We start from the raw sequence: 13,280 nt of genomic DNA on the forward strand, positions 1-13,280 counted from the left end.
GGTCCGGACCGCTGCTGCGGTCCGCGTGCAACCGGCCCCGAGGCTCGCGGGTACGCACACCAGGGTCGGGCGGCCTCTTCCCTGCCGGCGAACAGCCGGGGAAGAGCACCACGTCCTCCAGGTAACCGCCCTTCGTCACGGGCAGCCAGTCACCGTCGATGGGTGTACCGGCAGTACATCCCTCCTGCGGCCCGCTGCACGTACGGTCGAAGGGTGGACAACCATCAGGAGGTCCGCGAGTTCCTCACCTCGCGGCGAGCCAAGATCACCCCCGAGCAGGCCGGACTGCCCTCCGGGACCCGCCGCCGCGTCCCCGGCCTGCGCCGCAGCGAGGTGGCGGCCCTGGCCGACATGAGCGTGGAGTACTACGCCAAGCTCGAACGCGGCAACCTCGCCGGCGTCTCCCCCGCCGTTCTGGAATCCGTGGCCCGCGCGCTGCGGCTCGACGACGCCGAACGGGCACACCTGCTCCACCTGGCCCAGGCCGCCGACGGCTCCGATGCCCTCGGCCGCCCCCGGCGGCGACGGCCGGCCCGGCAGTGGTCGCCGCACCGCAGCCTGCAGTGGACGCTCGACGCGATCACCGCCGGCCCGGCGTTCGTCCGCAACGGCCGTATGGACATCCTCGCCGTCAACGCTCTCGCCCGGGCCTTCTACAGCGACATCTACGCCACCGCCCACAACCAGGAGAACGTCGCCCGCTTCACCTTCCTGGACCCCGTCTCCCGTCGCTTCTACCCCGACTGGGGCCTTGCCGCCGACGTCACCGTCGCGATCCTGCGCACCGAGGCCGGCCGCAACCCCCACGACAAGGATCTCCACGACCTCGTCGGTGAACTCTCCACCCGCAGCGACGAGTTCCGCACCCGCTGGGGTGCCCACAACGTCCGCCACCACGGCACCGGCACCAAGAACTTCCACCACGAAGCCGTCGGCGACCTCACCCTCGCCTTCGAGGGACTGGAGATGGCGGCGGAACCCGGCCTCACCCTCACCGTCTACACCGCCGAACCCGGCTCTCCCTCCGAAGAGGGCCTGCGCCTGCTCGCCTCGTGGGCCGCGACGCAGGAAACACAGGCCCGCCGCCCCCTGGGCAGGTGATGACGTGTCCGAGGCGCGGGCCGTGCACTGACGGGTGCCCTGGGGGTGGAGGAGCACGACGAAGATCGGGACCAGAGCTGTCGGTACGCCTACCACCCGCCCTCCGGACACGCCGGCGGCCAGCGCGCCGAAGCACCGCACGGGGGGGGCCGCTCCGTCCCGGTCATCTCACACAGCAGAGGTGCGCCGGTACCAGCCGCAGCGAGGGGGGTCACCAGAGGCAGTGAGGCGATGCTCATCAGGACACCGATGAAGTGGAGACGCCGTCGACGAGGAAACGCTGGAACGCGTCGAAGAAGAGTGTGCAGCCGACGCCCACCACTGCCGTGGCCATCCGGCGAACGCTTCCGGCATCCGGAGGACTTCTCGTTGCTCGAATCGATGTTTTCCAGCCACGGAGATACGGTAAATACGGGCTATTTCAGCGCAGATCAGTCCCGGCGACCAGGTTTCCGGACAACGGAAAACCCTCGTCCCCATGGTGCGATCCCAGGAGGAACGATGACCCACCCCGAGCACGACGCGAACGAACACGAGGGACCCGCGGACGGCGGAGCGGCGGGCGCCCCCGGGGTCCACGACGGCGGAGCGGACGGCGGAGCGGACGGCGGGGCCGAAGGGCCCGCGGACGGCGGAGCAGCAGGCACCCCCGGCGTCCACGACGGCGGAGCGGACGGCGGAGCCGAAGGGCCCGCGGACGGCGGAGCAGCAGGCACCCCCGGCGTCCACGACGGCGGAGCGGACGGCGGAGCCGATGAGGCCGGCAGCCGCTCTTGAGCATGTCCCGGACCGAGATCCAGGAGTCCGGCGCACGTCAGGGCGCCGGGATCCTGGAATCCCGCCTGACCAGGCTCAGCCGGGAGGAATTCGCCCGTGACGTCTGGGCCCGGACAGCGGCGCTGACGCGAGGCGCGAGCGATTTCTCCGACGTCTTCTCCACGTCCGCCGTGGACGAGCTGATCTCACGCCGCGGGTTGCGCACGCCGTTCCTTCGCGTCGCCAAGGACGGTTCAACACTTCCCTCGTCCTCCTTCACCGCACCCGCGGGGGTCGGAGCCACCGTCGCCGACCAGCTCGACGACACCGCACTGTGGCGTGCGTTCTCGGACGGGGCCACGCTCGTTCTGCAGGCACTGCACCGCACCTGGGAACCGGTGACGGACCTGGTCTCCGTACTGAGTACGGAGCTGGGGCACCCCGTACAGGCGAACGCCTACGTCACCCCGCCGCAGAACCGCGGCTTCGACGCGCACTACGACGTGCACGACGTCTTCGTCCTGCAGATCGAGGGGGCGAAGCGGTGGGTCGTCCACGAACCCGTACTGCCGGATCCGTTGCGCGATCAGCCGTGGACCGATCGCCGTTCGGCCGTCGCCGACCAGGCCGCACACGGCACGCCCCACATGGACACCGTGCTCCGTCCCGGCGATGTGCTCTATCTGCCGCGCGGCTGGTTGCACTCCGCGCAGGCCCAGGGGCAGGTCTCGATTCACCTGACCCTCGGGGTGCACACCTGGACCCGCCACTCGCTGGCCGAGCAGCTGACCCGGGCCGCCCTCGCGGCGCTGGGCGACGATCCCGTGATGCGCCGCGCCCTTCCCTTGGGAACCGACGGCCCGGACGGTTCGGACGGTGAGGTGGACCTGGTCCGCGAGCGCCTGCTGGCCGCCCTCGCGGAGGCCGACCCCGCGCCGGCGTTCCATCGCGCCCGGCGGTCCCAGGGCCGCCCGGCACCCCTGGGCCCGCTGGCCCAGCTCACCGCGTTGAACAACCTCGTCCCGACGTCGCCGGTGCGGCTGAGGAAGGCGCTCGAGCCACGGCTGGAAGGTTCCCGGTTGTTCACCCGTGTGGGCTACCTCGACTTCCCGGCGGCCGACCTCGTACCCGTGGCCCGGCTGCTGGACGGCCAGGTCCGCACCGCCGGCGACCTCGGCCTCGCACTCGCCGGACGGCTGCTGCGGGCGGGCGTGCTGGTGCCCACGGACCGGTGACCACCCCGGAACGGTTCTTCTGCGCGGACGCCGCCCGGGCGCGTGACGACGCGTTCGTGGGCACAGCCCCGTACGGCTCCGTCTGGGTGCTCATCGAGTACCGGCGCGGCTGGCCCGCCAACGGATTCGACGGCCTCGCCCTCGATCCGGAGACCAAGGCTTTCGTGTTCTCCGCCGCCCGGGCGAGCCGGGCCCGCGTGCTCCTGGTGCGGCGGCACGGACGTCGCCGCCCCGAGGGGAGCGGACGGTGGGCGGTGCTGCGCCACGACGGCTCCGGCGCGCTGCGCCAGCGGTGGGGCAGCTGGCACCGCGACCAGGACCTGGCGCAGATCGTGACCGCCCTGGACTCCCCGGGGGAACCGGGCAGGCCCCCCGTCGTCCTCGTCTGCGCCCACGGTATGCACGACGCCTGCTGCGCGGTGCGCGGGCGGCCCGTGGGCGGGGTCCTCAGTGCGCGCTGGCCCGATCTCGTGTGGGAATGCACGCATGTGGGCGGTGACAGGTTCGCCGCCAACGTCGTCGTCGTACCCGATGGCGTCTACTACGGCAATCTGGACGCCCGATCGGCGGTCACCGTGGTCGAGGAGCACCTTGCCGACCGTATCCGTGCCGACCACCTGCGGGGCTACACCACCCTCTACCCGCCACAGCAGGCAGCGGTGGCCGCGGTGCTGAGGCGCTTCGGCCCGGCAGGCAGGCACGACTACGCGGTCACCTCAACGGTCCGCGACCAGGACGGCTGGCTCGTCCGCGTCAGCAGCCGGGCCCCTCACGCGAGGGTGCTCGACGTCGAGGTACTGGCCCGGCGCACGCCGGCGCGCCAACTGACCTGCCGCGGACCGGCCAACAGTTCCGCCCTCGTCTATGACGTGACGTCGATCCGCGACTGCTGAGCACGCCCCCTCCCGGCCGGGCCCGACGGCACCACGGGACAGCGGGGCGCTCCCCCGCTCCGGTTCCGGCGACGCGGGGGGACCCATGGATCCGGTCACGATTCCCGCGTCACCCGGGTACGCGTCGACCCGGCCATCCGGTGGAACTCCCGGGCGTCGAGGGCCTCGATGCAGTCGACGTACAGCATGCGCGGGTCGGGAGTGCCCATGACCTTTCCTTGCTGGTCAAAGGGAACGCAGAATGGTGACGCGGCGGACGTGGACCGGGGCGTGCGCGGAGATGCCGGGTGCGATGTGGTCCCAGCCGTGTGTCAAGCCGGGCAGGACGTGCAGCTCGGCGCTGACGCCGGCGGACCACAGCCGCTGGGCGTAGGTGACGGTCTCGTCCCGGAAGGCTTCGAGTTCGCCGACCTCGAGGTAGGCCGGGGGCAGACCGGTGCAGTCCTCCAGGCGGGCGGGGACGATCGTCGCGGGTGTGTCGTCGACGTGGGCGTCGCCGAGTACGAGCTGCCAGGCGGTGTTCTTGAGGGTGTGCAGGTCGGCGGAGAACGTGTGCAGGTGCGGGGCGAGTGGTGTGTCTCGGTTGTCGAGCATCGGGTAGATGAGGATCTGCCGAGCCAGGTCGATGCCTTCCTGGCGGGCGCGGATCGCCGTGGTCGCTGCCAGGGCGGCTCCGGCGCTCTCGCCCATCACCGCGATCCGAGCCGGGTCCACACCGAACTCGTCGGCGTGCTCGAGCAGCCAGGTCAGCCCCGTGTACACGTCGTCGGTGAGGGTCGATCCGGTCACTTCCGGGGCCAGCCGGTACTCCACCGACAGGAACGGAACACCGGCAGAGGCGACGTACCGGGCGATGAACGGGGCGAAGTGCGCCACCTCGCCGGCGACCAGACCGCCACCGTGGGCGTGGACTACGGCCGCGGTCGGGCCGGTGACGCCGAGCGGGGTGAACCAGTGCAGATCGATCCGCGCGCCGTCCTGCGTGGCCACGCTGAACACCTGATGCCCGACCTCGGGCCGGTCCAGGTCGGCGGTCAGGGCCGGGTAGAGGGCGGCAACAGTGTCCCGCCAGGTCTTCCAGTCACCGGGCGCCAGCGGCTCGGGCGTGGTGTCCCCGGCCATGGCGGCGAGCACGGCGGACAGTTCGGCGTCGAGGGAAAAGGGCATGGTGCATGCTCCGGTGTTGTCGGTTTGTCAGATTGACGGTTGATCTTGGTTATTGAGGTGTCGGCACCCTGCGTACTCGGCGCCCCGCCGCCGTCAGCGGCCCGGAGCCCGGGATGCCGCGGTGTACCTCGGCGGTTACCGCCGTGACGACGTCCGGTCACCTCGGTCATGACCAGCCCGACGCAGAGGGCCGGAACAGTGGCGGCAGCGGCAACGGCACTCGCGCCAGGACCGTCCTGACGGACGTCGGGCCGGTCGAGGTGAAGCTCCCCGGGACGTGGCGGGCATGTTCGAACCGCAGATCGTCGAGAAGCGGCGGCGCCCCCTGACGGGCATGTGATCTCGCCATCCAGGGAGCCTTCCAGGACACGCTTGGCCAGCTCTGCAACAGGCCGCCGGCGCCGGTCAGCTGCAGGCCGACTCCCGGCGAGACGGCCCGCTGGTGTCCGTCAGCGCCCCTCTGTGAGGTCGACACCGAGCTGACGGAGGAGGCCGACGTTGTCGTACTGGACCCACTCCTCGGCCAGCCGGCCGTTCTCGTCATAGCGGAAGTGGTTGATCAGTTCGAGTCGCATCAGCTGCCCGTTCGGTGCGATCGTGCCGATCGGGGATGCCTCGAAGGGTGCGGTGAAACGCCCCGACATGCAGGTACGCGCTCCGACATAGTCGCCCTGGCTGATGAGGGCGCGGCGCTCGCACGCGAATCCCTCGAACGCGGTACGCATGGCTGTGAAGAAGGAACGGAGCTGCGCGTACGTCAGGTCGCCGTCGGGTCCGTGAAATATGAAGTCTTCCGCGAAATAGGCGTCCAGCTTCTCGTCGTCGGCAACGGCGATCGCCTCACGTCCGATCCGTACCAGGGCCCGGGAACGCTCGTCGTACCGGGTGTCGTCAGGGGAAATGAACTCGCTCACGCGAAAAGCCTTTCAGGGGTGGTGGCGTTGTCGCCGCTTTCGACAGTAGCCCAGGAAAACCGCTTTTCAACCCTGCATCATATGCAAGGAGTAGTTCGCTCCCATAACTTTTGTGCATGGCTCGGGCGGCTATGCTGCCGCCATGCCCGAACTCAGCATCAGCGCTCTCCGCGTCGTGCGCGCGGTGGCCGCGCACGGCTCACTGAGCGGCGCGGCACGCACGCTCGGCTACTCCCAGCCCGCTGTCTCCCGCCAGGTCTCGGCCGCGGAGAAAGCCGCGGGGCAGGCGCTCTTCGTACGCGGCGCGCGCGGTGTCAGGACGACCCGCGCGGGCGAGATCGTCGCCCGTTTCGCCACCGAGACCCTCGCCGGCCTCGATCGGCTGGACGAACGGCTCGATGAGCTGACCTCCGGACCTCAGGTGCGGGTCCGGGTGGGGGCATTTCCCGCCGCGAACGCCGCTCTGCTCCCTTTCGCACTGGCCAGAGCATTGGAGCAGCACCCCAGGCTGACGTTCGCGCTCACCGAGGCGTCCTCGCCCCAGCTCGTGCACCAGGTCGTCACCAAGCGGCTGGACGTCGCGGTCGTGGCTTCCGGGCCGGGTCTTCCGCAGCCGGCTCTGGAAGGGCTGCGGCTCACCCCGCTGCCGGGCAGCGAGCTGATGGTGGGCGTGCCGCGCGGGCACCCACTCGCCGCGACGGAAGGCGCCGTCCCGGTGCGTGAACTCGCCCACGTGTCATGGATCGTGGGCAAGGGCGCCGTTGACGAACCGCAGTTCGGCGCATGGCCCACGCTGACCGAACCGTTGGTCGCCTTCAGCGCGCGGTCCTGGCTCAGTCGTTTCGGACTCGTTGCCGCCGGTCTCGGCGTCTGCGTCATCCCGGGGTTTCTCGCCCCGGTCGTCCCACAGAATATTTCTCTGGTGCGCGTGGACGACCCGAATTGGCTTGGGCGGAATATTTTCGCGATCACGAGGAATGACGGGGTGGAAAAGCATGAACTCATTGTCCGGGTCCTTCGGGAATGCTTTGAGGCTCAGGAGAGACACTGACCCGGAAGGACCGACGGCTGCGCGAAGCGGTCACTGAAGCCCCGCCGTCCTCGAACACGGCTCACCCACCTCAGGCCCTGGCGCATCCTCACCAAGGTCCGGGTGAACACCCGCCAGGCGACCCACACCACCCCCGCGACCTGCGAACTTCAGGATGAATACCTCTCGATGGGCTCTCCAGGAGACTCCGGCAGTCGAGGCCGGAGCAGAATCAGGCCGGACAGAACCGCAGGAGGGAAAGCATGACCGAGACCAGCAACACCCGATCCGCCACCAGTGAAGCGCAGGGTGCGCCACGGAGCCGACTGCAGCGCCTCATGCGCTACATCCCCCTGATCGCCCCCGTCCTTCTGTGGGCCGTGCCGTGCTGGGTTCTCCTGCACACCGGTCAGCACTGGCCGCTCCCCGTCACGCTGATCGGCACCACGCTGTTCGCCCTCGGCCTGATCGGTATGCCGCTCGCGATGGTGCGCGGTCACGGTCGGCGCCAGCAGGACCGGGCGGCGATCGTCGGTGACACGCTGCTGGGCAGCGCATGGGTCCTGTTCACCTGGTCCGTTCTGCTCGGCGTCCTGCTGCGGCTCGCCCTGACCGTGGCCGGCGTCGGTGACGGACAGGACCGGGCGCGCATCGTCACCTGGGCCGTCCTCGGCACAGCCGCCCTGCTGCTCGTCTGGGGGTACGCCGAGGCCCGACGCGTGCCACGGGTCCGCCGGCTCGACGTGCTGCTCCCGCGTCTGGGAGCCGGCTTGGACGGCACCCGAGTCGTCCTGATCACCGACACCCACTACGGTCCGCTCGACCGCGCCCGCTGGTCGGCACGGGTCTGCGAGACGGTGAACACCCTGGAGGCCGACCTGGTCTGCCACACCGGCGACATCGCGGACGGCACGGCCGAACGCCGTCGTGCCCAGGCCGTTCCACTGGGCACCGTGCAGGCGACCCGGGCCCGTGTCTACGTCACCGGCAACCACGAGTACTACAGCGAGGCCCAGGGCTGGGTCGACCTGATGGACGAGCTGGGCTGGCAGCCACTGCGCAACCGCCACCTGCTGCTCGAACGCGGCGGTGACACCCTCGTGGTCGCCGGCGTCGATGACGTCACCGCCGAGTCCTCCGGGCTGGCGGGCCACCGCGCCCACCTCGCCGGAGCCCTCCACGGCGCCGACTCCGGCCTCCCCGTCCTCCTCCTCGCCCACCAGCCCAAGTTCGTCGACCGCGCGGCAGCCCACGGCATCGACCTCCAGCTCTCCGGCCACACCCACGGCGGCCAGATCTGGCCCTTCCACCACTTGGTCCGCCTCGACCAACCAGCCGTCGCCGGCCTCAGCCACCACGGCGCTCGCACCCTCCTCTACACCAGCCGCGGCACCGGCTTCTGGGGCCCGCCCTTCCGCGTCTTCGCCCCCAGCGAGATCACCCTGCTCGTACTGCGCTCCCCGCAGCAGCCCGCTTCGCCCGAGAACGATCCCGCAGTCGGGCCAGGGGCCTCGTGACCGGGCTCGAGCAGGACATGAATCGGATCTCGGACGGTCTGTCAATCGTGCACGCGCTCGAGCGCGTTCTCGGTCGAAGGTTTTCCGAGAAGACTCCGCAGTGGACAGATCTCGGCTTCCCTGTGATCGACAGGGGCAAGTACGCGATCTTCCCGCTCGCAGTGGCCCGTGCGCAGGAGGACGGCGATTCCGGAAGGGCCGAGCGCCTGTCGGACATGAGGCGCAGCCTGCAACGCAGCTGCGTCCACTTCTTCGGAGGCGATGACTTCCATGCGGAGATGGGGCTCGATGCCGAGGACGGGTACGGCCGAAAGCTCGCTGACGCCGGAGCCGTCGTCACCGGACCGCCCCGGGAGTGCTTGTGGTGTATCCAGCGCTTCGCCGTGGTGCTCGCGCACTCGGTCGATCGGCAACGCGCGTCGGAATCCCTGGCCCTCCACATCGTCCCGATGGACTGGGTCCGGTACCGCCCGATCAACTCGGGAACACAACGCGAAGCATCACGCTACCGACGGATCATCAGGGAACGGGACGCCGCCGATGTGGTCTGGTCGTGGCCGCTTTAGTTTCCGGACGAATGAGGAGTCTGATTGGCGGCTGCCGGCCCTCCGCCCGATGCAGGGCGGGGGCGGGTGGCACCCCACCGGGCCGAACCGGAGTACGACCACCACGGTCGGTCCGCAGCGGTGCTGATGCACTGCTCGATGTCCCGCACCCTGGCGGCGGCACCCTGGTGGCCGCCACCGGCACCTTCCCCTTCTCGGGCCCCTGCGCCATGGCGGAGGGCCTGGTGACCCGCCGGCAGGAAGCCCAGTCGGGCATCGCGGACACAGGGGGTCAGCCGACTGCTGGAGGGCTTTCTCACGATGACGGACTTCACCCCCGCCGCGGTCGCCGAGGCAGCGGAGTGGTGGAGCGCCGAGGACGTCGCGAAAGGCTTCGCCGCGAACGCCGCGACCGCCGCGACCGCCGCGCTCGGGGAGGAACGGGCCGCGACCGCCCCTCGACCAGGAGGCGGTGAACCGCTTCTGCCGGATCCGGGCCGACTCCGGGTACAACGATCGCTGGGATGTGCACTGCGTCCTCTTCGGCAGCCGCACCCTTGAGGAGACGGGCGAATCCCGGGACGATCTCCTGCTCTTGACGCAGACGCCGGGACTCGAGCGCGTCGACGTCCCACCGGGATCCGCCACCGGGGAGGTGTGGGTCCGCACGGACCCCCGGAGCGACGCCGAACTCGAAAACGCTGGTCATAGCCCGCCTCAAGGCCGGTGCGCCACCGGCCCGGTGTGGTGGAACGAGGCTCCGGCCGGCCCGCTCCGGCCGCCTGGACCCTGACACCGGGGCAGCTGGACGGCAGAGCGTGTGTGACGCCGACATGACGCGACTTTCGCTACCCAGGGCTCGTCCCGGCCTGTTCGGCCCGGCGGACTCGCCCGACTCGTTGGCACCCGTAGACGTGAAGCACCGGCCTCGGCCGATCCCCAGGCGCGACGAAGACCCGCCGGTGACCGGCCGGGGGCGGTGTGTGCCCACGCCGTCTCCGCGACCGAGGTGCCGGTTCGACCCGGGAGGAGGCCGAACCGGCGTCTTCCACTGATCCTGCCCGGGTGCAGCACGGGGCGGAGGTGACTGTGTGAGTCCTAGAGGGCGGCCTTGGGCTGCAGGACCTCGCCGATGGACTCCTCGCGCCACTGCTTGAGCAGTTGGTGGAACGTGAAGGCTCCGTGGGGGTAGGCGCTCGCGGTGTTCGGACGTCCGAGCCCCTCGCGGTTGTAGTAGCCGGGGGTGCATCCGGCGTGGAACCACTCGTGGTCCGCGGCGTCCTTGGCCATCACAGCTGCCCAGGCGTCCTCGGCTTCGGGGGACGGTTCGATGAGCGCGCACGCCGTTTCGGCCGCCGCTACGAGGGCGGCGGCGTGGACTGCCTGCTCGTCGAGTATGTGCGTGAAGTTGACGCTGCTGGCGTTGTGCAGGGACCCCATGTGGATCAGGTTCGGAAAGCCGTTGCCGGTGAAGCCGTGCAGGGTCCGCGGGCCCTGCTGCGCCCAGGCGTGCAGAAGTTGCGTGCCGCCTCGGCCGTGGACGGGGAGCGTCCCGGAGAAGATGCCGGAAACCCCCACGGAGAATCCCGTGGCGAAGATCAGGCAGTCGAGTTCGTAGGTGTCGTCGCCGACGACGGCCCCCTGCTCGGTGATGCGCTCGATGCCGTGAGTGTCGGCGGTGTCGACGAGGGAAACGTTGTCGCGGTTGAACGACGCGTAGTACTTGTCGGAGAACGTGGGGCGTTTGCAGGCGTACCGGTACCAGGGCTTGAGCTTCTCCGCCGTGTCCGGGTCGGTGACGGTCTGCTCGACACGGGCGCGCAGCTCGTTCATCTTGGCGGCGTCGGCCAATTCGTAAGCAGCCTCGAAGGACGGCCCCTGCTCGTCGCGGCGGAAGCTGGGCAGGAGCTTTTCCAGGAGAGCGGCCGAGGCGGTCCAGCCGTCGGCCACGAGGTCCTGGTCGGCCTGCTCGCCGGAGACGATCGCCAAGAAGTTCTCACGACGCTCGCGGGCCCAGCCCTCCCGGTCGGCGCCGACATCCGCGGCTGTGGTGCGGCGGTTGGCGCGCACGTCCACACTTGAGGGGGTGCGCTGGAAGACGTAGACGTGCTCGGCGTCCTCGGCCAGCATCGGGATGGCCTGGACGCCGGTGGCCCCGGTGCCGACGATGCCCACCCGCTTACCCCTGAGGCCGGTCATCCCGCCGTCCGGGGTGCCGCCGGTGTAGGAGTAGTCCCAGCGCGACGTGTGGAAGGTATGGCCCTGGAAGGTCTCGATGCCGGGTATCCCGGGCAGCTTCGGCTCGGACAGGGTGCCGGTGGCCGTGACGACGTACGTCGCGTGGAAAGCGTCGCCGCGGTCGGTGGCCACGATCCACGTCTCGGACGCCTGGTCCCAGGTGAGCGAGGTGACCGCGGTGGAGAACAGGGCGTCCGGATAGAGGTCGTACTTCTCGGCGATGCGCACCGCGTGGCGGCGGATCTCCTCGCCGGGAGCGTACTTCCACTCCGGCACGTAGCCGGTCTCGTCGAGCATCGGCAGGTAGACGTGCGACTCGATGTCGCAGTGGATGCCCGGGTAGCGGTTCCAGTACCAGGTGCCGCCGAAGTCGCCGCCCTTCTCGACGATCCGCACGCGTCCCACGCCCTGCTGCCGCATCCGTGCCCCGGCGAGGATGCCGCCGAACCCGCCACCGATCACAGCGACGTCGACGGTGTCCGTCAGCGGCTCACGCGCGGCCACTTCGCCCGCGTAGGGATCGGCGGCGTAGTAGCCGAACTCGGCTTCTGTCCGGCGGTACTGGCGGGCACCGTCCGTCCGTACCCGCCGTTCACGTTCGAGGCTGTAGCGCTGCCGCAGGGCGTCGATGTCGTTGGGGTCCGTCGCTTGAGTGCTCGTCATGTGGGGGTCTCACTCCAATCGGTCGGCCGCATCGGATCGAGCGGCCGTCCGCTACGGTAGCAACTACCGGACAATGCTGTCCGGTTGCGGCACGAGTGACCCTCACACGCGTGCAGGGCGCCTCCGCGCCCCCGTACGGACCAGGCGAACCACCTGGCCGACGGGCTCCCCACAGACAGGAAGAGTGATCCCCCCGTGCGACGACTCCCGGTCCGATCCCTCGCAGCGCTCGCCACCGCCGGCACGCTGGCCCTCACCGGATGCGGTACGGAAACGAGCGGCTCTGCCGTCGGTGCACCGGCCGCCGCCGGTGCGGACAGGACCATCCGCGCCCACCAGGTCATGCAGTTGACCAAGGTGCACGAAGCGACCGGGATGACCCTGCTCGAAGGCCCCACCTTCGACGAGGACGGCAGACTGCTGGTCGTCGACGTCACCGCACCTGCGGGGAAGCCGAAGGTGATGCGCGTCGACGTGAGGAAGAAGACGTCGCGGGCCGTGCACACCGATGACCGGGGGGCTTACACCTCGGCGCAGTTCAGCCCGTACGACGGCCGCCTGTACCTGACCGACTACGCCCATGGTGAGGTTGTCAGTCTGGCCCCCGACGGAAGCGACTCGCGGACCTTCTTCTCCGGCGAAGTCGACGGGGCGAAGATGAACCCTGACGACATCGCCTTCGACAAGGAGGGCAACCTGTACGTCAGCGACTCACGCAGCCTGTCCACGGGTGATGCGCGGGGGCGGGTGGTGCGGATCGAGCGCGACGGCAAGAAGTCCACCGTCCTCGCCGACGGACTCGCCTCGGTGAACGGAATCTCCTTCGACGCGGACTACCGGGGGCTGTGGATCAGCGAACTCACACAGAACCGGATCTCCTACCTCCGCCTCGACGAGGAGGGAGACATGACCTCCCGGCACACCGCGATCCGCGTGGACGGCGGGATCGCCCAGACCGACTCGATCGCCGTGGACGCGGACGGCAACCTCTACCAGGCCCTCCACGGCCGAGCGGCGATGGCCGTGTACAGCAAGCACGGCGAACACCTGGCGACCGTCGAGATCCCCACCCGCCCCGAAGGGCTCGAGTCGGCGACGAACGTGGCCATCACACCCGGCGGGACCAAGGCATACATGACCGTCAGCGGACCGGCCGGCGGATACCTGTACACGTTCGACGCCCTGGGGAAGGGCACCCGGCAGTCCAACGGCGGCTGACGC

11 protein-coding genes and 2 pseudogenes are annotated in these 13,280 nt (G+C 70.1%); 9 read left to right on the plus strand and 4 right to left on the minus strand.

All coding sequences use genetic code 11. From position 1 onward, the window contains the following. Nucleotides 1–213 precede the first annotated feature (213 nt). From OO67_RS16330 to OO67_RS16345, 4 genes are all read left to right on the plus strand, one after another. Nucleotides 214–1,101 carry a helix-turn-helix transcriptional regulator gene (locus OO67_RS16330; protein WP_033300896.1) on the plus strand — a complete coding sequence of 296 codons (888 nt, stop codon included), beginning with the start codon at nucleotides 214–216 and terminating at the stop codon, nucleotides 1,099–1,101. Nucleotides 1,102–1,602: 501 nt separating this feature from the next. After that, the gene (locus OO67_RS16335) at nucleotides 1,603–1,878 is read left to right on the plus strand and encodes a hypothetical protein (protein ID WP_033300898.1); all 276 of its coding nucleotides are present in this window, start codon (nucleotides 1,603–1,605) and stop codon (nucleotides 1,876–1,878) included. Nucleotides 1,879–1,880: 2 nt separating this feature from the next. Continuing rightward, nucleotides 1,881–3,092 carry a cupin domain-containing protein gene (locus tag OO67_RS16340; protein ID WP_382057199.1) on the plus strand — a complete coding sequence of 404 codons (1,212 nt, stop codon included), beginning with the start codon at nucleotides 1,881–1,883 and terminating at the stop codon, nucleotides 3,090–3,092. Beyond that, complete coding sequence (locus OO67_RS16345) at nucleotides 3,089–3,985, plus strand: sucrase ferredoxin (protein ID WP_033300901.1); 897 nt, start codon at nucleotides 3,089–3,091, stop codon at nucleotides 3,983–3,985. Before OO67_RS16340 ends, OO67_RS16345 begins: the two co-directional genes overlap by 4 nt. Nucleotides 3,986–4,210: 225 nt before the next feature. On the opposite strand, the gene OO67_RS16350 is transcribed toward OO67_RS16345, so the two are convergent. Then, nucleotides 4,211–5,152 carry an alpha/beta hydrolase fold domain-containing protein gene (locus tag OO67_RS16350; protein ID WP_033300902.1) on the minus strand — a complete coding sequence of 314 codons (942 nt, stop codon included), beginning with the start codon at nucleotides 5,150–5,152 and terminating at the stop codon, nucleotides 4,211–4,213. 158 nt (nucleotides 5,153–5,310) lie between these two features. Here OO67_RS16350 and OO67_RS39870 point away from each other — a divergent pair. Then, nucleotides 5,311–5,489 (plus strand): annotated as a pseudogene (locus tag OO67_RS39870) (transposase); the annotation flags it as partial. On the opposite strand, the pseudogene OO67_RS40840 reads toward OO67_RS39870, so the two are convergent. Together OO67_RS40840 and OO67_RS16355 are read right to left on the minus strand one after the other, a co-directional pair. After that, nucleotides 5,488–5,570, minus strand: a pseudogene (locus OO67_RS40840) (transposase); the annotation flags it as partial. The pseudogenes OO67_RS39870 and OO67_RS40840 sit on opposite strands and share 2 nt — an antisense overlap. 31 nt (nucleotides 5,571–5,601) lie before the next feature. Then, nucleotides 5,602–6,066, minus strand: a complete 465-nt coding sequence (locus tag OO67_RS16355) for an ester cyclase (protein ID WP_033300903.1) — start codon at nucleotides 6,064–6,066, stop codon at nucleotides 5,602–5,604. A 142-nt stretch (nucleotides 6,067–6,208) separates the two neighbouring features. Between OO67_RS16355 and OO67_RS16360 the strand changes: the two genes are divergently transcribed. The 3 genes from OO67_RS16360 (at nucleotide 6,209) to OO67_RS16370 (ending at nucleotide 9,179) form a co-directional block, all read left to right on the plus strand. Then, complete coding sequence (locus OO67_RS16360) at nucleotides 6,209–7,117, plus strand: LysR family transcriptional regulator (RefSeq protein ID WP_033301266.1); 909 nt, start codon at nucleotides 6,209–6,211, stop codon at nucleotides 7,115–7,117. A gap of 242 nt (nucleotides 7,118–7,359) precedes the next feature. After that, a complete protein-coding gene (locus OO67_RS16365) occupies nucleotides 7,360–8,613 on the plus strand; it encodes a metallophosphoesterase (protein WP_051709482.1) in 1,254 nt (417 codons plus the stop codon). Next, nucleotides 8,610–9,179, plus strand: a complete 570-nt coding sequence (locus tag OO67_RS16370; protein WP_033300904.1) for a hypothetical protein — start codon at nucleotides 8,610–8,612, stop codon at nucleotides 9,177–9,179. Before OO67_RS16365 ends, OO67_RS16370 begins: the two co-directional genes overlap by 4 nt. 1,077 nt (nucleotides 9,180–10,256) lie before the next feature. Here the strand turns inward: OO67_RS16370 and OO67_RS16380 are convergent. After that, on the minus strand, nucleotides 10,257–12,059 hold the full coding sequence (locus OO67_RS16380) for a flavin-containing monooxygenase (protein WP_033300907.1): 1,803 nt from the start codon (nucleotides 12,057–12,059) through the stop codon (nucleotides 10,257–10,259). Between the two features lie 195 nt (nucleotides 12,060–12,254). Here OO67_RS16380 and OO67_RS16385 point away from each other — a divergent pair, with 195 nt between their 5' ends. Continuing rightward, nucleotides 12,255–13,277 (plus strand): SMP-30/gluconolactonase/LRE family protein, encoded by a 1,023-nt coding sequence (locus OO67_RS16385; protein WP_033300909.1) that lies wholly within the window; start codon nucleotides 12,255–12,257, stop codon nucleotides 13,275–13,277. The last annotated feature ends 3 nt before the right edge of the window (nucleotides 13,278–13,280 follow it).

The sequence above is a fragment of the Streptomyces atroolivaceus genome (genome assembly GCF_000717025.1).
Lineage (GTDB): Bacteria > Actinomycetota > Actinomycetes > Streptomycetales > Streptomycetaceae > Streptomyces > Streptomyces atroolivaceus.

Bases quoted from the DNA above. Each gene is read 5' to 3' on its own strand.
- OO67_RS16365 (WP_051709482.1), top strand. From the start codon at position 7,360: ATGACCGAGACCAGCAACACCCGATCCGCCACCAGTGAAGCGCAGGGT.
- OO67_RS16360 (WP_033301266.1), top strand. From the start codon at position 6,209: ATGCCCGAACTCAGCATCAGCGCTCTCCGCGTCGTGCGCGCGGTGGCC.
- OO67_RS16350 (WP_033300902.1), bottom strand. From the start codon at position 5,152: ATGCCCTTTTCCCTCGACGCCGAACTGTCCGCCGTGCTCGCCGCCATG.
- OO67_RS16335 (WP_033300898.1), top strand. From the start codon at position 1,603: ATGACCCACCCCGAGCACGACGCGAACGAACACGAGGGACCCGCGGAC.
- OO67_RS16340 (WP_382057199.1), top strand. From the start codon at position 1,881: ATGTCCCGGACCGAGATCCAGGAGTCCGGCGCACGTCAGGGCGCCGGG.
- OO67_RS16380 (WP_033300907.1), bottom strand. From the start codon at position 12,059: ATGACGAGCACTCAAGCGACGGACCCCAACGACATCGACGCCCTGCGG.